Source organism: Nocardioides sp. TF02-7 (assembly GCF_022437945.1).
In the GTDB taxonomy this organism is placed as follows: Bacteria; Actinomycetota; Actinomycetes; order Propionibacteriales; family Nocardioidaceae; genus Nocardioides.
In genome coordinates, this window is sequence record NZ_CP092535.1 from 673259 (window position 1) to 689948 (window position 16690).

Genomic DNA, 16690 nt, shown 5'->3' on the forward strand with positions numbered 1-16690 from the left:
GCGGGCGTAGAGCTCCCCGGCGGGCCGGGTCGTCCGGCCCGCCGCGCACGTCGAGGGCGAGGAGGTCGCCGTACTCCCCCGCCGGCACCGTCGTCGTCGCCGACACGTCGGTGACCTGCGCGCGGACGAGCCCGCCGACCGGCTCCCCCATGACGAAGCCGTCGCCGAGCCGCGGCCGGGCCGGCATCGCCAGCCCCGGCTCGGCGAACCAGTCGTCGTCGCGGCCGAACCACCAGACGTTGCCGGCCCGGTCCTGGGCGTAGTGGTCGGCGACCCGCCCGACCTCACGGCCGCGGTCGTCGCGGGTGACCCGCAGCAGGGTCGTCGTGGCGATGCCGTCGCGCACCGGCCCGGCCGCCGCCTCCACGACCACCGTGAGCGGATCGCCGTCCGGGCCGGTGCCGTCGTACTGCCACCGGGCTCCGGCGGCGAGCGGCAGCCACCGGTTGTCGACCGTCTCGACGAAGTCGGCGGCGTCGGGAGCCGGGGTCGGGACGACCAGCCCGTCCACCCCCCGCCGGGGGCTCGACTCCGTCGCACTGCCGCAGCCGGCGAGCGCGACACCCGCCAGCACGGCTGCGGCGGCGAGCCGGACACGCGGGGTCATGACGGTCATCGTCTCGCACCCGTGCCCGCGTGCGGCCGCGCCCCCCGGCGCTGCTAGCGTCCGAAGCACTCGCACCGCGCACCCATCGAAGGAGTCCTCGTGAGCGACACGCCTCTGAAGGTCGCCGTCACCGGCGCCGCCGGCCAGATCGGCTACAGCCTGCTCTTCCGCCTCGCCAGCGGCGCCCTCGCCGGCGACCGCCCGATCGAGCTGCGGCTGCTCGAGATCACGCCCGCGCTCAAGGCGCTCGAGGGCGTGGTGATGGAGCTCGACGACTGTGCCTTCCCCAACCTGGCGGGCGTGGAGATCGGGGACGACGCGGAGAAGATCTTCGACGGCGCCAACCTCGCGCTCCTCGTCGGGGCCCGGCCGCGCGGCCCGGGCATGGAGCGCAGCGACCTGCTGTCGGCCAACGGCGCGATCTTCACCGCGCAGGGCAAGGCGCTCAACAAGGTCGCGGCCGACGACGTACGGATCGGCGTCACCGGCAACCCCGCCAACACCAACGCGCTGATCGCGATGAAGAACGCTCCGGACATCCCGGCCGAGCGGTTCTCGGCGCTGACGCGTCTCGACCACAACCGCGCGATCTCGCAGTTGGCGGCCAAGACCGGCGCCAAGGTCTCCGACATCAAGAAGATGACGATCTGGGGCAACCACTCGGCGACGCAGTACCCCGACATCTTCCACGCGGAGGTCGCGGGCGAGAACGCCGCTGCGGTCGTCAACGACCAGGAGTGGCTGGAGAGCACCTTCATCCCGACCGTCGCCAAGCGGGGCGCGGCGATCATCGAGGCCCGCGGCTCGTCCTCGGCCGCGTCGGCCGCCTCCGCCACCATCGACGCGGCCCGCGACTGGCTGTTCGGCTCGCCCGACGGCGACTGGGTCTCGATGGCGGTCGCGTCCGACGGCTCCTACGGCGTCCCCGAGGGGCTGGTCTCCTCGTTCCCCGTCACCACCGCCAACGGTGACTGGACGATCGTGCAGGGGCTCGAGATCGACGACTTCTCGCGCGGGAAGATCGACGCGTCGACCGCCGAGCTCGCCGAGGAGCGCGACGCGGTGACGGAGCTCGGCCTGATCTGACCGGCGCTTGCGACGGACCCCGGGCTGCGGCCCGGGGTCCGCTGCTTTTCAGGACGGCTGGTCGGGGATGCTGGCGACCAGCACGAACAGCGCGGTCGCCACGGAACCGACGAGCAGGACGTCGACCAGCCGGTGACGGACGGCCAGCATGCCCGCGTCCTTCTGCGGGAGCACGAGGCGCAGCGCCGCGGCCGCGGCGAGCGCGCCGGCGACGACCCGCACGCCGAGGCGCCAGTCGTCGGAGCGCCACGTCATGGCGATCCCGGTGGCGGTCGCCACCAGGATCAGGATGTAGAACGCGCCGCCGAGGGTGGAGGGGTAGCGCCGGGGCTCCGGCGGAGGCGGCGGAGGCGCGGCCGGGTCGCTCAGGGCCGCACCTGCTTCTCGGCCATCGCCACGACGTTGGCGAGCAGCATCGCGCGGGTCATCGGGCCGACTCCCCCGGGGTTGGGCGAGACCCAGCCGGCGACGTCCCACACGTCGTCCGCGACGTCGCCGGCGATCTTGCCGTCGACGCGGGAGACGCCGACGTCGAGCACGGCGGCACCGGGCTTGACCATCCCGGCGGTGACGATGCCCGGCACGCCGGCGGCGGCAACCACGATGTCGGCGTTGCGGACGTGGGCGGCGAGGTCGACGGTGCCGGTGTGGCAGAGCGTCACCGTCGCGTTCTCCGAGCGGCGGGTCAGGAGGAGGCCGAGCGGCCGGCCGACGGTGATGCCACGCCCGACCACGACGACCTCGGCGCCGGCGATCTGCACGCCGTGCCGGCGTAGGAGCTCGACGATGCCGTACGGCGTGCACGGCAGCGGCGCCTCGTTGCCGAGGACCAGCCAGCCGAGGTTGGTCGGGTGGAGGCCGTCGGCGTCCTTGGCCGGGTCGATCAGGCCGAGGACCCGGTTCTCGTCACGGCCGCGCGGCAGGGGCAGCTGGACGATGTAGCCGGTGCAGGCGGGGTCGGCGTTGAGGTCGGCGACCGCCTGCTCGATCTCCTCCTGCGTCGCGGTCTCCGGCAGGTCGACGCGGATCGACGCGATCCCGACCTCGGCGCAGTCCTTGTGCTTGCCGTTGACGTACCACCGCGACCCCGCGTCGTCGCCGACGAGCACCGTGCCCAGCCCGGGAGTGACCCCCTGCTCCCGCAGCTTGGCGACGCGCTCGCGCAGCTCGTCCTTGATGGCCCTCGCGGTGGCGGTTCCGTCGAGCTTCTGTGCGGTCACGCTGCTCATCCTCCCAGACGTCGAATCGGGTGTCGTGGTGTGTCGAATCGGGTCTCGTGGTTGCTCGAGTCGGGTGTCGTGGTTGGTCGAGTCGGGTGTCGTGGTTGCTCGAATCGGGTGTCGTGGTTGGTCGCGGTCACCACGAGGCCGGACTCGACGCGCCACGGGGCCGGACTCGACACACCATGGGGCCGGACTCGACACACCACGAGGCCCGATTCGACGCGCCACGAGGCCCGATTCAACCCACCACGAGGCCCGATTCAACCCACCAACCCACCTGCCCCCCAGGCTCAGTGGGCGAAGTGGCGGGTGCCGGTGAAGTACATCGTGACGCCGGCGGCACGGCAGGCTGCGATCGTCTCCTCGTCGCGCACGGAGCCGCCGGGCTGGACGATCGCCGTGACGCCGGCGTCGAGGAGGATCTGCGGGCCGTCGGCGAAGGGGAAGAACGCGTCGGACGCGGCGACGGAGCCGGCGGCACGGTCGCCCGCCCGGGTGACGGCGAGGCGGCAGGAGTCGACCCGGTTGACCTGGCCCATGCCGATGCCGACCGAGGCGCCGTCGTTGGCGAGCAGGATCGCGTTGGACTTGGCGGCCCGCACGGCGCGCCAGGCGAAGGCGAGGTCGGCAAGCGTGTCGTCGTCGGCCGCGTCGCCGGTGGCGAGGGTCCAGCCGGCGGGGTCGTCACCCTCGGCCTGGAACCGGTCGACGTGCTGCATCAGCAGCCCACCGCTGATCGGACGGGTCTCGACGCCGCCGCTCGTCAGGTCCTCGGCGAGCAGGATCCGGATGTTCTTCTTCCCCTGGAGGACCTCGACCGCACCCTCGTCGTACCCGGGCGCGACGATCACCTCGGTGAACACCTCGGCGACCTGCTCGGCCATCGCCCGCGACACCGGGCGGTTGACGGCGATGACGCCGCCGAACGCCGACACCGGGTCGCACTCGTGCGCCCGGCGGTGGGCCTCGGCCACGTCGGCACCGACCGCGATCCCGCACGGGTTGGCGTGCTTGATGATCGCCACCGCCGGCTCGTCGAAGTCGTACGCCGCGCGCCGGGCGGCGTCGGTGTCGACGTAGTTGTTGTAGGACATCTCCTTGCCGTGCAGCTGCGCAGCGGCGGCCAGGCCGCCGGGTCCGAAGCCGGAGCGGTAGAGGGCGGCCGGCTGGTGCGGGTTCTCGCCGTACCGCAGCACAGCCGACCGCTCCCACGTCGCGCCCGCCCAGGCCGGGAAGCCGGAGCCGTCGGAGGTGTCGGTCAGCACGTTGCCCATCCAGGACGCGACGTGCACGTCGTACGTCGCGGTGTGGACGAACGCCTCGGCCGCCAGGCGCTGCCGCTGCGCGAGCGTGAACCCGCCGGCCGCCACGGCGGCCAGCACGTCGCCGTACCGCTGCGGCGACGTCACGATCGCGACGCTCGGGTGGTTCTTGGCGGCCGCGCGCACCATCGAGGGCCCGCCGATGTCGATCTGCTCGACGCACTCGTCGGCCGTCGCCCCGGACGCCACGGTCTGGGTGAACGGGTAGAGGTTCGACACCACGAGGTCGAACGGCTCCACACCGAGCTCGGCGAGCTGCTCCACGTGGCTGTCGAGGCGACGGTCGGCGAGGATCCCGGCGTGCACCTTGGGGTGCAGGGTCTTGACCCGCCCGTCGAGGCACTCGGGGAACCCGGTCAGGTCCTCGACCCTGGTCACCGGCAGCCCGAGGGACTCGATGAGCGCGGCCGAGCCGCCGGTGGAGACGAGCTCGACGCCGGCCTCCGCGAGCCCGCGCACCAGGTCGTCGAGGCCGGTCTTGTCGTAGACGGAGACCAAGGCGCGCTTGATCGGGATCTGGTCGGTCACGGGACGGTTCTCCTCATCGGTCGGCGGATCTCGATGAGGGGCACCCAGGCGGTCGATGCCGGCTCGCACTCCCTGGTGGTGACCCACCTGCGCCAGTCGTGTACGCCAATCCTAGGGCGGCTCAGCGGCCGAGGCGAACCCGCCGGCCCTCGAGGCGGAAACCCTCGCGGGCCATCCGGCCCACGGTCGTCACGAGCATCGCCCGCTCGGCGACCTTGATCCGCTCGTGCAGCGTCGCGACGGTGTCGTCGTCCTCGACCGGCACCACGGTCTGGGCGACGATCGCGCCGGTGTCGACCCCCGCGTCCACCACGAACAGGGTGGCGCCGGTGACCTTGACGCCGTAGTCGAGCGCGTCGCGCGGCCCCTGCATCCCCGGGAACGACGGCGACAGGGCCGGGTGGGTGTTGACGGTGCGACCGCCCAGCACCGAGAGGTACGCCGGCCCCACCAGCTTCATGAACCCCGCGAGCACCACGAGGTCCGGGTCGTGGTCCGCGACCCGAGCGGCCAGCGCGCGGTCCCACTCCTCCCGCGTCGCGAAGTCGGCGACCCTGAGCACGAACGTCGGCACGCCGGCCCGCTCCGCCCTGGCCAGCCCCTCGACCCCGTCGCGGTCGGCACCGACGGCGACCACCTGCGCACCGTAGGCCGGGTCCTGGCAGGCGTCGAGCAGCGCCTGCAGGTTGGTGCCGGCGCCCGAGACGAGCACGACGAGGCGTGCGGGAGCGGCAGGCACGGCGGGGAGTCTAGTGAGTGGGCCGGCGCCTCAGCGACGTGGCCGGACCCGGGCGACCCAGCCGCCGAGCAGCGCCGCGCCCGCGCAGCTGCCACCAGGTCATGCCGAGGGCGCCGAGGAGGCCGCCGATGCCGAAGGCGGTGACGGCGTGGAGCACGACGTCGACGGTCGCGGGGCCGACGTCGGTCATCCGGCCGGGGCCGACGGAGCCGCCGGCGACGGCGGTGAGGAGGCCGAGGAGCAGGCCGGCGGCGAGTCCGCCGCCGCAGCCGCGGACGGCGGCGCGGTCCCAGGCGCGCGTGGGGCGCCGGTGCAGCGACCGGGCGGCGGCCAGCGCGGCGACGAGCACCGGCGTGGCCATCAGCCAACCGGCCCAGCCCGGGATCGGTCCTCCGTCGGGCAGCGCCGCGAGCAGCGGGAACATCGGGAGCGGCCCGAGCACCACCGCACCGGGCGACACCAGGGTGCCGGTGCCGACCGCGAAGCCGGGGCCGAGCAGGTAGGCGCTCGCGAACAGCACCGCGTTGGGGACCACCGCCAGCGTGAGCAGGCCCAGCAGCGCCGTGTCGCCGGCGTCGGTGTGGAGCTGGGAGACGATGTTGGCCGCGGTCGAGAAGTCGAGGGCCAGCGCCACGAGCAGCGTGAGCGTCGCGACGGCCAGCCAGCCGACGAGGATCGACCGGCAGAGCGCGAGCGCGTCGCGGGCCGCAGGCGGTACGCCGGGCAGCCAGACCGCGGCGCGGCCACTGCCCCGCGCCAGCGCAGGGAGCCCGGCTGCTGCGGACAGCAGCACCGACCAGAGCACGACCCGCTCGACGCCAGGGGCGGTCTCGACCGTGGCGGCCAGCGAGGTCGCGGCGACGGCCACGACGGTGTAGCCGGCGGCGAAGACCACGCCGGCGACCGGCACGGTCCAGTCGCGCTCGCCGTCGGCGATCCGGTCGGCGTCCGGGCCGTGGCCCGACACCGACTCCCCCACGCGCTGCCCGACCCGCCAGACGGTCCAGGCGCACAGCAGGGTGAGGCCGAGCGGGACCGCGGTCAGCCGCACCCCCTCGACGGTGACACCGGAGCCGTGGGCGGTCAGCCAGCCGAGCGCCCCGACCCGGAGGGCGCCGCTCGGCGACCCGTGCGCACCGGCGTCGGTCACGAACCAGCCGACCAGCGCCGCGGCCATGCAGACCACCAGCGGAGCGGCCGCCGCGACCGCGCCGCCCAGGGTCGCGGTGAGCACGAGCGGACGGCGCGTCGAGAGCTCGCGCCGCAGCTCCGCCTCGCTGCGCGCGGGCGCACCGGCCCGCGCGGCGGGCGGTGAGTGCAGCGACGTCATGGTGCTCCCCATGATCGTCCGGCGCCGCGGCGTCTGGGCGGTGCCACGCCGGTCGGAGCGGCCACCACCCGCCCGGCCGTCCACGGCGGACGCTGGTGACGACGACCGCGGCCGGGCGTCGTACGGTGGGTCGCGCCATGACCGCCCTCGACCAGCAGCGCGACCTCACCGAGGAGTTCGACGCGTTCTACAAGGACGCGCGCGACCGGCTGCTGCTGCAGGCCTACGCCCTCACCGGTGACCTCGGCGCCGCCCGCAGCGCGGTGCGCGACGCGTTCGTGGTCGCCTGGCACCACTGGCGCAAGCTGTCGCGGCTCGACGACCCCGAGAGCTCGGTGCGTCCGCACGCGTGGCGGATCGCCCAGCGCCGCGCCACCACGCGGCCCTTCCACAAGGAGAAGAACCTCGGCGAGACCGAGCGGGCCACGCTCGCCGCACTGGCGAGCCTCACCGTGCAGCAGCGACGGGCGCTGCTGCTGACCTACCTCGCCACCGCGTCGATGAGCGACATGGCGCGGGAGCTCGGGCTGACCGTCGACGCCGCGCAGCGCGAGCTGCAGACCGCCGCCTCCCAGGTGGCGATGCAGCGCGACATCCCCGGCGCCTCGATCCCGCTGGCGCTCGCGGAGCTCGGCGAGGTCGCCCGGCAGGTCACCTGGCCGCGGGTGACGATCATCCGGCGCGCCGGGGCCGCCCGCCGGCGGATGCACACGTTCGTCGGCGCGGTCGGGGTGGTGGTCGTGCTCGTCGGCAGCGGCGTCGCCGTGACCGACGCGACCGGGGTCAGGCCGACGCTCGACCGGGAGCCGCCCCCGCCGTCCACGGCCGGCGCGGTGACCGCGGGCCCCGACGTCACCCTGCCCCAGTCCGGCCTGCTCCCGCCGGAGGCGACCGACGTGCTGAGCGGCGACTGGATGATGGGCCAGACCCACGACAACTCCGCCGGCACCGGGCTCGTCCTCCCCTGCCAGCCGGCCGGGGTCAGGTACGCCGACCCAGCGGGCGAGGCGGCCTGGGTCCGCAACTTCCGCAACGGGCCGCCGCGCGAGGCGACCCGCCGGGTCACCCAGCTGGCGGAGGCGTCCCGCAACGACCGCCGCGCCCGGGCGGCCTACCGCGAGGTGCGCGACTGGGTCGCCGACTGCCAGACACCGGGAGTGCGGCTGGAGGCGACGGAGGCGGCCCGGCGGGTCGGCGACGACTCGGCGCTGCTCGTCCTGCACGCCCAGGAGCCGACGACCAGGACGTACGTCGTCGCCCTCGCCCGCACCGGCCTGTACACGACCGCGGTGGCACTGACCACCGACGTCGGCCCGGGCCGCGCCGACCGCACCGGTGTCGCGACGCTCCTCGGCGAGGCGGTCGACCGGCTCTGCAGCCTCCCGGACGGGGGGACGGTGCGCCGGCGACCCGTCCGACCTCCGTCCGGTGCCGCCGTTCCCCGCGGGTGAGGTCACGGCGATGCTCTCGCCCGTCGACATGCCGTTCGTCGGCCGCCCGGACGAGCCGTGGATGGGCACGCCGCCGCGTCAGATCACCGGCGCCCGCACCGAGATCGGCGTCCTGGGCTGCCGCCCCCCGACGCTGGCCGAGCGCTTCCGTGGCAAGCGGTTCCGCACCGACCTGGTCCGCACGTTCCTCAAGGTCGGCAACACGCTGCCGCCCGAGTTCGGCCTCACGCAGGCGGTCGCGGCGCTGCCGCGCAAGCGGGCCGGCGCGCTGCTGGAGGCCTACCGGGGAGGCGATCGCCGCCTGCCCCGAGCTCGACGCGAGCGCCGGCACCCAGGTCGAGCCCCTCGAGACCTTCGACGACGGCGACCGCTCCTTCAGCGCCTGGCACCTCAGCACCCGGCTCCCGGGTGAGCGCACGGTCGAGTACGACGTCGCCGTGGTCCGCGACGGCTGGGCGGTGTCGCAGCTGGTCTTCGTCTCCGCCCCTGACGCGCGGATGACATCGGCCCAGTTCGTCGACGTGACGCGCCGGGCGCTCGAGCGGCTCGCGAGCCTGCCGCCGTACTCCCGCTGACCGGTCCCGCAGGAATCGCCGGAACCGGTGCAACCGGGACGGGTCCCCGGGCGTACCACCATCGTCAGTGCAGATCCCGGGCAGGTCGGCAGGTCCGACCGTCGCTCGCGGGACGGGAAAGGGGGACCTCGTGGAACCGCACGAGTTCGACGAGCTCTACGCCACGTCGTTCCGCCGGATCACCAGCCAGGTCTACGCCATGATCGGCAACCTGGACGAGGCGACGGAGTGCGTGCAGGAGGCCTTCGCACGCGCCTGGGCCCACCGGCGGAAGCTCGACCGGGCCGAGCACCCGGAGGCGTGGGTCCGCACCACGGCCTACCGGCTCGCCGTCAGCAGGTGGCGTCGCACCCGGCTGGCCCGACGGCCCCAGGACCGCGCGCTCGGCGCGCGCACCGAGGCCCCCGCGGTCGACGAGTCGCACGTCGCCCTCGTCGCCGCGCTGCGGAAGCTGCCCGAGGCCCAGCGACAGGCGCTCGTCCTGCACCACATCGCCGACCTGCCGGTCCACCAGATCGCCACCGAGGTCGGCGTCGCCGAGGGCACCGTCAAGGCCCGGCTGAGCCGTGGCCGGGCCGGCGCTCGCCGCGCTGCTGGCCGACGACAACCCCGGCGGTCTCCAGGGAGGAGTGAGCCATGTCTGACCCGATCGAGGAGCTCAACCGTCTCGGCGACGCGTTGGAGGGGGCCCCGATGCCACTGCCCGCTTCCGAGATCCGCGCCCGCGGCGACCGGATCCGCCGGCGGCGCCACGCCGCCATCGCCGCGGGCAGCGCCTTCGTCGTGGCCGCCGTGGCGGTGCCGGTGGTCGCGCTGACCGCCGGTGGGCCCGGGTCCCGCGACGACGACCTCGCTCCGCAGCCCTCCGTCACCGACCCCGTGCCCCGGGCGCCGCTGACCGCGGAGAACCTGCTGACCGACGACGACGCCGGCACGGCGTACGGCGGCGCCGGCGAGTGGCGCACCACCCACACCGGACCCGGCGACGGGCAAGACGTCTACCACCCCTGCGCGACCACGTCGCTGGCCCGCACCGGGGCCGACGCCGTGTTCCGGCGCAGCTTCACGCTGGAGCCCGCTCCGGCGTCCGGCGGCTGGATGACGGCGATCGTCGGCGAGTTCGCCGACGCGGACCGCGCGCGCTTCGTCTACACGGAGCTGACCGCGGAGCTCGGCGAGTGCCTGACCGGCGTCCCCGGGACCGGCTACGAGGTGGTGAGCGAGGAGCAGGTTGAGGTCGACGTCGACGCGGAGGCGCAGCGGATCCTGGCCACGTACGTCGCCGACGGCACCGAGGGGTTCGTCACCGCCATGGAGACCGGGCTGGTGCTCGCCGGCAACCGGCTCGAGGTCGTGGTCTCCGGGATCGGGGTGCAGGACCACGAGACCGAGGACCCACCGATGGAGACCATCCTCCCGAAGGCGGCGGCGCGGCTCGTGCTCGGCCCCTCGGTCGACGCCGATGCCGACGACCCGGCTGCAGGGGCGGACCGCATCCCCGACTCGTTCCCGCTGACCGCGGGCTGGCCCGACGACAGCGAGGCCGAGCCCGGACCGGCCTTCGGCCTCACCGGGCCGTCCCGCGAGCTCGACGAGCTCGACCTGACCACCGCCTGCCGGGACCGGGTCGACGACCTCGCCCATCTCGACCGGCTGCACGCCCGCTGGTCGGACGTGGAGGACGGGCGGGCCCGCCAGCTCACCCTCTACGCCACCGAGCAGGAGGCGCAGGCGGCCACGGCGATGCTGGTCGAGGCCTACCGGGCGTGCCCGGTGGCACCCGAGCGGGAGGACGGCTACGTCCCGCGGACCGAGGTGCGCGAGGTGGCGGCCGGCGACGAGGGCTGGGCCTTCCTCGAGAGCGACACCCTCGACGGGGCGCCGTCCACGTTCGGCGAGACGATCGTCGTCGTCCGCACGGGCGCGGCCGTCCTGGTGGTGGTGCACAGCGGCCACGCGGGCAACCCGCAGGGCAACGAGGACGGCGCGGTCGCCGCCGCGGTCGACCAGGCGGCCGACGTACTCGCCGCGATGGCGGACCTCTCCGGCTGACCGACCCGGCGCATCTCCGCACGAAAACCCCGCCGACCCGGCGCATCTCCGCACGAAAAGCACGCCGACCCGGCGCATCTCCGCACGAAAAAGACGCCGAGCCGTCCCGAGAAACGGGACGGCTCGGCGTCGTCAGCTCGCCGGAACGAGCCGGCTCACTTGCCCTGCAGGATCTCCCGCATCAGCGCGGCGGTCTCAGACGGGGTCTTGCCGACCTTGACGCCGACGGCCTCGAGGGCCTCCTTCTTCGCCTGGGCGGTGCCCGACGAGCCGGAGACGATCGCGCCGGCGTGGCCCATCGTCTTGCCCTCCGGCGCGGTGAAGCCGGCGACGTAGCCGACGACCGGCTTCGTCACGTGCTCCTTGATGTACGCCGCGGCGCGCTCCTCGGCGTCGCCGCCGATCTCGCCGATCATCACGATCGCCTCGGTCTCGGGGTCGTTCTCGAACGCCTCGAGCGCGTCGATGTGCGTGGTGCCGATGACCGGGTCGCCGCCGATGCCGATGGCGGTGGAGAAGCCGAAGTCCCGCAGCTCGTACATCATCTGGTAGGTCAGCGTGCCGGACTTCGACACCAGACCGATCGGCCCCTTGCCGGCGATCGTGTGCGGCGTGATGCCGGCCAGCGACTCCTCGGGCGTGATGATGCCGGGGCAGTTGGGCCCGATCATCCGGGTGGACTTGCCCTGCAGGTAGGCCCACACCTCGGCGGTGTCCTGCACCGGCACGCCCTCGGTGATGACGACCAGCAGGCCGATGCCCGCGTCGATCGCCTCGATGCAGGCGTCCTTGGTGAACGCCGGCGGCACGAAGACGACCGAGACGTCGGCGCCGGTCTCGGCCATCGCCTCCTTGACGGTGCCGAAGACCGGCAGCTCCTTGCCGGCGAGCTCGACGCTGGTGCCGGCCTTGCGGGCGTTGACGCCGCCCACGATGGTGGAGCCGGCCTCGAGCATGAGGGTGGTGTGCTTGGAGCCCATGCCACCGGTCATGCCCTGGACGATGATCTTGCTGTCCTTGTTGAGGTAGATCGACATCTGCTCTATCCGTCCTTCCGCGGCTCAGGCGCCCTGAGCGGTGTGTGCCAGCTCGGCGGCCTTGTCCGCGGCGCCGTCCATGGTGTCGACCTGGGTGACGAGCGGGTGGTCGAGCTCGTCGAGGATCCTGCGGCCCTCGGCGACGTTGTTGCCGTCGAGACGTACGACGAGCGGCTTGGTCGCCGCGTCGCCGAGGATCTCGAGCGCGCCCTTGATGCCGTTGGCGACCTCGTCGCACGCGGTGATGCCGCCGAAGACGTTGACGAACACCGACGTGACGTCCGGGTCGTTGAGGATCACGTCGAGGCCGTTGGCCATCACCTCGGCGTTGGCGCCGCCGCCGATGTCGAGGAAGTTGGCGGGCTTCACGCCGCCGTGCTTCTCCCCCGGCGTACGCGACGACGTCGAGGGTCGACATGACCAGCCCGGCGCCGTTGCCGATGATGCCGACCTGGCCGTCGAGCTTGACGTAGTTGAGGTTGAGGTCCTTGGCCTTCGCCTCGAGCGGGTCGGCCTCCTCGCGGATGACGAACGCCTCGTGGTCGGGGTGGCGGACCTCGGAGGCGTTGTCGTCGAGCGACACCTTGCCGTCGAGCGCCTCGAGCTTGTCGCCGGCCAGCCGCGCGAGCGGGTTGACCTCCACGAGGGTGGCGTCCTCCTCGACGAAGACCTTGTAGAGCGCCTGGATCAGCGCGACGGCCTGCTCGAGCACCGGCTCGGGGAACTTGGCCTCGGTCGCGATCTCGCGGGCCTTCGCCTCGTCGACGCCGGTCCCGGGGTCGACCGGGATCTGCTTGACAGCGTCGGGGTTGGTCTTGGCGACCTCCTCGATCTCGACGCCGCCCTCGACGGAGGCGATGCAGAGGTACTGCCGGTTGGCGCGGTCGAGCAGGAACGAGAAGTAGTACTCCTCCTCGATGCTGGCCGCCGGCGCGATCAGGACGCGGTTGACCGTGAGCCCCTTGATCTGCATGCCGAGGATTGCGGTGGCGTGCTCGAACGCCTCGTCCGGGGTCTTCGCGAGCTTGACGCCGCCCGCCTTGCCCCGGCCGCCGGCCTTGACCTGTGCCTTGACGACGACGACGCCGAGCTGCTCCGCGGCCGCCCTCGCCTCTTCGGGGGTGGTGGCGACGATGCCCTGGGTCACCGGCACACCGTGCTTGGCGAAGAGCTCCTTCGCCTGGTACTCCATCAGGTCCACTGATCCATGTCCTTGCTGGTCGGGGTGCGGGCTCGCTTCCTGCGGGTCCCCGGGCACCCTAGTCCGGCCGACGTACGCCCGACGAGGGTCCCCACCCCCGACGTGACCGGGCTAACACGTTCATCGAAGAGTTTCCGGGCAGGTGGCCGATCCGTTAGTGTCTCCACGTTCGTTTCACCCGGCCGTCATCCGGCGGCCACCTCGACAGTGGATCCGTGGGGGTCAGCTCCGGCGAGGGGTGCGGTGGAGCGAGGGACCAGATCGTCGACACGGGGACACTTCAGCCGATGGGCAACCACCGAGCGGACCGCCGCGCTGGGTCGCGACGACGCTCGGAGCAGGCAGAGCGGTACGTCGGTCGACGTGTCGCGGGCCGTTCCGAGCCGAGCACTCCTCCCGCGAAGGTCCCCGTCGCTGCTGCGGCCGCGCAGCCCGCGCTGCCGGCGGCGCCCGTCCTCGCCACGGAGACCGTGACGCACCCCGCCGTCGTGCTGGCCGCCTCCGACGCGACCACCACCGGCTCGCTGAAGCCGGCCGTCCCAGGCAAGCGCCGGGCCGTGAAGCCCGCCGCCCGCACCGCGTTGTTCCGGGGGCTGCCGACGATGCCGGTCGTCGCCGGCGTGGCCACGCTCGCGGTGTCCGCGGGCGGCGTGCTGACCTCCACCCAGCAGCCCGCCCTGGTGGGCGCCGACTCCAGCCGGATCGCCGCGCCCAACGCCGCCACCGGCACCAGCGGGACCGGCATCCACAGCGAGGTCGAGCGCTCCCCGTCGTGAGCCGCGACTCCGACCGCGACGCGCTCGAGGACGCCAGCAGCGTCGACCTGGTCCAGGAGGTCGAGCAGCAGGCCGAGCAGCGCAACGCCGCGCTCGGCGAGCTGGCCGAGCAGGCGGAGAAGGAAGCCAAGCAGATCAACCTCAACCGGTGGGTGCTGCCGGTCGCGGAGGGCGTCTACCGGCTCAGCGCCGAGTTCGGCCAGGCCGGCGGCTACTGGTCGAGCGGCTACCACACCGGCCTCGACTTCGCCGCCCCCAGCGGCACCCAGATCCGGTCGGTGGCCAACGGCGTCGTGACCGAGACCGGCTACGACGGCGCCTACGGCAACAAGACGGTGATCACGCTCGAGGACGGCACCGAGATCTGGTACTGCCACCAGACCGCGTTCGCCATCTCCGAGGGCGACACGGTCACCGCCGGCCAGCTGATCGGCTACGTCGGCTCCACCGGCAACTCGACCGGCCCCCACCTGCACCTCGAGGTGCGGCCCGGCGGCGGAGACCCGACCGACCCGTACGCCGCCCTGTCGGTCAACGGCGTCACGCCGTAGGGCTCGGTCCGCCGGCTCGGTCGAGCCGGGCGGTCGCCCTCAGTTGCGGAGCGCCTCCGCGAGGTGGGGGACGTCGACCATGTCCGCGCGCGCGGCGATCGCCACGTCGAAGGCGCGCTCCAGCACCTCGTGAACCTGGTGAAGCAGCTCACCCCCTGCGCGCGCCGTCGCGACGACGTGCTCGATCAGGTCCTCAGCCATCTGGTCGAGGTGCTGGGCGACCAGCATGGCATCGGGGATCCGGTCGCGGACGTCCGGGTGGGCGGCCTTCAGGGTGGCGGGGGGCGCTGGAGGGGCAGCGTGAGAAAGTTCGTCGCACCTCTTGTGTTCGAACGTTTGTTCGATTTATAATGGGTGCAGGTCGCGGACCGGAGCCCCTTCTGGGGGAGGAGGAAAGCGACCGAGTTCTGCGAATCGGACCAACTGTCGCCACCTGCTTCCCACGGCGGGTGGATGTGTCATTGCGCCTGTGAGTGCCTCCGGCAGGATGACTGTGGAAACACACTCGTCTGCCCTGCCTTGGAGAAGGTTCTCGATGTCGCACTCCCCCACCACCGGCACCCACCCGGTGCTGGCCTGCGCCCGGCAGGTGAGCGCGGCGCTGGACGAGGTGGCCGGGGTGGAGGCGACGTTCATGCCCACCGCGGCAAAGGCGGCGGCGATCACCGAGCTGCACCGGGCCGAGCAGCGGCTCAAGGCACTGCGGCTGAAGGTCATGGCCGCCTCCAGTGATGTGGCGGCCGAGAACGCAGCGCCGGATGTCGGGACCTGGTTGGCGCACGAGGTCAACGCCGATCTGCGTGACGCTCGGGCCGACCAGCGGCTCGCGAAGGCACTCGACGACCGGTTCCCCGTCATCGCGGCGGCGTTCGCCGACGGCCGGGTCTCGGAGGAGCAGGCGTGGGTGATCGTCCGCGCCGTCGACGCCCTCCCCAAACGAGTCGGAACCCAGGTCAAAGCCGACGCCGAGGAAACCCTCGTCGACTGCGCCGCCCAGTTCACCCCCACCCAGCTCCGCATCCTCGGCCGACACATCCTGCACGTGGTCGCACCCGAGATCGCCGACGAAGAGGACGCGAAGAAGCTGGCCGAGGAAGAAGCCACCGCCGAAGAACGGTCCCGGCTCTCGATCCGCGACCTCGGCGACGGGACGTCTCGGATCTCCGGAATCATCCCCCACCCCCGCGGCGAAGCGATTGGACACCTACCTCGACGCCCTCACCAGCCCCCGCCACCGCGGCCCCGGGACCGTCGAGGACGAGAACCAGGACACCGACACCGACACGGCGCCGTTGGAGCCGACGACGACCGAGCTTCCCGATGGGACCGAGATCCTCGGGTGTCACGAGGAGGGCGACCGGATCCCCCTACCCCAGAAGCGCGCCCTCGCGTTCTGCGCCCTGCTGGAGCGGCTCGACCCCGGCCGGCTCCCCGAGCACGGCGGTGACGCCACCACCGTCCTGGTCACCGTCACCCTCGAGGATCTGCGTTCCGAGCTCGGTGTCGCCGGGCTCGTCGAGCCCGACCTGGAGCACGGACCGAACCTGACCGCCGCCGAGGTCCGCCGCCTGGCCTGCAACGCCGCCATCATCCCCGCCGTCCTCGGCACCGACAGCGAGGTCCTCGACCTCGGCCGCACCCGCCGCCTCTTCACCCCAGCCCAGCGGAAGCTGATCCGAGTCCGCGACAAACGATGCCGCGCCAAAGGCTGCCGGGTGAAACCGCAGTGGTGCGAGATCCACCACCTCCACCCCTGGAGAGGCGGCGGATCCACCGACCCCGACAACGGGATCTGCCTGTGCGCCTACCACCACCGGCTCATCGAGAACCCGGCTTATGAGCACCGACGCCTGCCCGACGGCGACCTGCTCATCACCAAACGACGAACCTGACCCCCCGCCCCCGCGAGGCGCCAGGGCGCCGGAACCTAGAAATCACCTTCTTCTCCTGGACCGCGACCACAAGGGTCGACCCGGAGCAACCCGGCAGCGACCCGCGGGTCGCAACCAGGTGCCTCGACCCCCGCGGCGAGCGCCCACGCCCGTCCGTTCGTCCCTGCGTGACCCGACAACGACCCGCCGCGCCCCGACGACAGCGACCCCCAGCTGACCAGACCCTTAGGGTGCGCTCCCCCGGCACCAGGTGCCAGCCCAGCGCAACCCAACACCCCTTTCCCTCCTCGGAGCCCCTCCACGACCGCCTCCTTCTCGAC

15 protein-coding genes, 1 pseudogene and 1 riboswitch are annotated in these 16690 nt (G+C 73.2%); of the genes and pseudogenes, 8 read left to right on the forward strand and 8 right to left on the reverse strand.

The window, feature by feature from the left end; translation table 11 throughout:
• The first annotated feature begins 706 nt into the window (after window positions 1-706).
• Entirely contained in the window at window positions 707-1693 is a 987-nt protein-coding gene (locus MF408_RS03455; RefSeq protein WP_240250280.1) for a malate dehydrogenase, read from the forward strand.
• Between the two features lie 48 nt (window positions 1694-1741).
• Here MF408_RS03455 and MF408_RS03460 read toward each other — a convergent pair whose 3' ends face one another.
• From MF408_RS03460 to MF408_RS03480, 5 genes are all read right to left on the reverse strand, one after another.
• Window positions 1742-1972 carry a DUF3017 domain-containing protein gene (locus MF408_RS03460; RefSeq protein ID WP_240250281.1) on the reverse strand — a complete coding sequence of 77 codons (231 nt, stop codon included), beginning with the start codon at window positions 1970-1972 and terminating at the stop codon, window positions 1742-1744.
• A gap of 86 nt (window positions 1973-2058) precedes the next feature.
• A complete protein-coding gene (locus MF408_RS03465) occupies window positions 2059-2913 on the reverse strand; it encodes a bifunctional methylenetetrahydrofolate dehydrogenase/methenyltetrahydrofolate cyclohydrolase (protein ID WP_240250282.1) in 855 nt (284 codons plus the stop codon).
• A gap of 293 nt (window positions 2914-3206) precedes the next feature.
• A complete protein-coding gene (gene purH / locus MF408_RS03470; protein WP_240250283.1) occupies window positions 3207-4766 on the reverse strand; it encodes a bifunctional phosphoribosylaminoimidazolecarboxamide formyltransferase/IMP cyclohydrolase in 1560 nt (519 codons plus the stop codon).
• Window positions 4767-4801: 35 nt separating this feature from the next.
• A riboswitch (ZMP/ZTP riboswitch) is annotated at window positions 4802-4876 on the reverse strand.
• A gap of 11 nt (window positions 4877-4887) precedes the next feature.
• Entirely contained in the window at window positions 4888-5505 is a 618-nt protein-coding gene (gene purN, locus MF408_RS03475; RefSeq protein WP_240250284.1) for a phosphoribosylglycinamide formyltransferase, read from the reverse strand.
• A gap of 10 nt (window positions 5506-5515) precedes the next feature.
• Window positions 5516-6835: a DUF6350 family protein gene (locus MF408_RS03480; RefSeq protein WP_240250285.1), complete on the reverse strand. Its 1320-nt coding sequence runs from the start codon at window positions 6833-6835 to the stop codon at window positions 5516-5518.
• 137 nt (window positions 6836-6972) lie between these two features.
• Between MF408_RS03480 and MF408_RS03485 the strand changes: the two genes are divergently transcribed.
• The 4 genes from MF408_RS03485 (at window position 6973) to MF408_RS03500 (ending at window position 9678) form a co-directional block, all read left to right on the forward strand.
• A complete protein-coding gene (locus MF408_RS03485; RefSeq protein WP_240250286.1) occupies window positions 6973-8286 on the forward strand; it encodes a sigma-70 family RNA polymerase sigma factor in 1314 nt (437 codons plus the stop codon).
• A 10-nt stretch (window positions 8287-8296) separates the two neighbouring features.
• Complete coding sequence (locus MF408_RS03490; RefSeq protein WP_240250287.1) at window positions 8297-8698, forward strand: hypothetical protein; 402 nt, start codon at window positions 8297-8299, stop codon at window positions 8696-8698.
• 25 nt (window positions 8699-8723) lie between these two features.
• Entirely contained in the window at window positions 8724-8861 is a 138-nt protein-coding gene (locus tag MF408_RS03495) for a hypothetical protein (RefSeq protein ID WP_240250288.1), read from the forward strand.
• 130 nt (window positions 8862-8991) lie between these two features.
• Window positions 8992-9678: a sigma-70 family RNA polymerase sigma factor gene (locus MF408_RS03500; RefSeq protein ID WP_240250289.1), complete on the forward strand. Its 687-nt coding sequence runs from the start codon at window positions 8992-8994 to the stop codon at window positions 9676-9678.
• Window positions 9679-11068: 1390 nt separating this feature from the next.
• On the opposite strand, the gene sucD is transcribed toward MF408_RS03500, so the two are convergent.
• Together sucD and sucC are read right to left on the reverse strand one after the other, a co-directional pair.
• The gene (gene sucD, locus MF408_RS03505) at window positions 11069-11950 is read right to left on the reverse strand and encodes a succinate--CoA ligase subunit alpha (protein WP_240250290.1); all 882 of its coding nucleotides are present in this window, start codon (window positions 11948-11950) and stop codon (window positions 11069-11071) included.
• Between the two features lie 24 nt (window positions 11951-11974).
• A pseudogene (sucC, locus tag MF408_RS03510) lies at window positions 11975-13151 on the reverse strand (ADP-forming succinate--CoA ligase subunit beta).
• A 287-nt stretch (window positions 13152-13438) separates the two neighbouring features.
• Between sucC and MF408_RS03515 the strand changes: the two are divergent.
• Complete coding sequence (locus MF408_RS03515; RefSeq protein ID WP_240250291.1) at window positions 13439-13927, forward strand: hypothetical protein; 489 nt, start codon at window positions 13439-13441, stop codon at window positions 13925-13927.
• Window positions 13924-14478 carry a M23 family metallopeptidase gene (locus tag MF408_RS03520; protein ID WP_240250292.1) on the forward strand — a complete coding sequence of 185 codons (555 nt, stop codon included), beginning with the start codon at window positions 13924-13926 and terminating at the stop codon, window positions 14476-14478. The genes MF408_RS03515 and MF408_RS03520 overlap by 4 nt, the downstream gene beginning before the upstream one ends.
• 39 nt (window positions 14479-14517) lie before the next feature.
• On the opposite strand, the gene MF408_RS03525 is transcribed toward MF408_RS03520, so the two are convergent.
• Entirely contained in the window at window positions 14518-14706 is a 189-nt protein-coding gene (locus MF408_RS03525; protein ID WP_240250293.1) for a hypothetical protein, read from the reverse strand.
• 968 nt (window positions 14707-15674) lie between these two features.
• Here MF408_RS03525 and MF408_RS24855 point away from each other — a divergent pair.
• A complete protein-coding gene (locus MF408_RS24855) occupies window positions 15675-16370 on the forward strand; it encodes a DUF222 domain-containing protein (protein WP_345893837.1) in 696 nt (231 codons plus the stop codon).
• The last annotated feature ends 320 nt before the right edge of the window (window positions 16371-16690 follow it).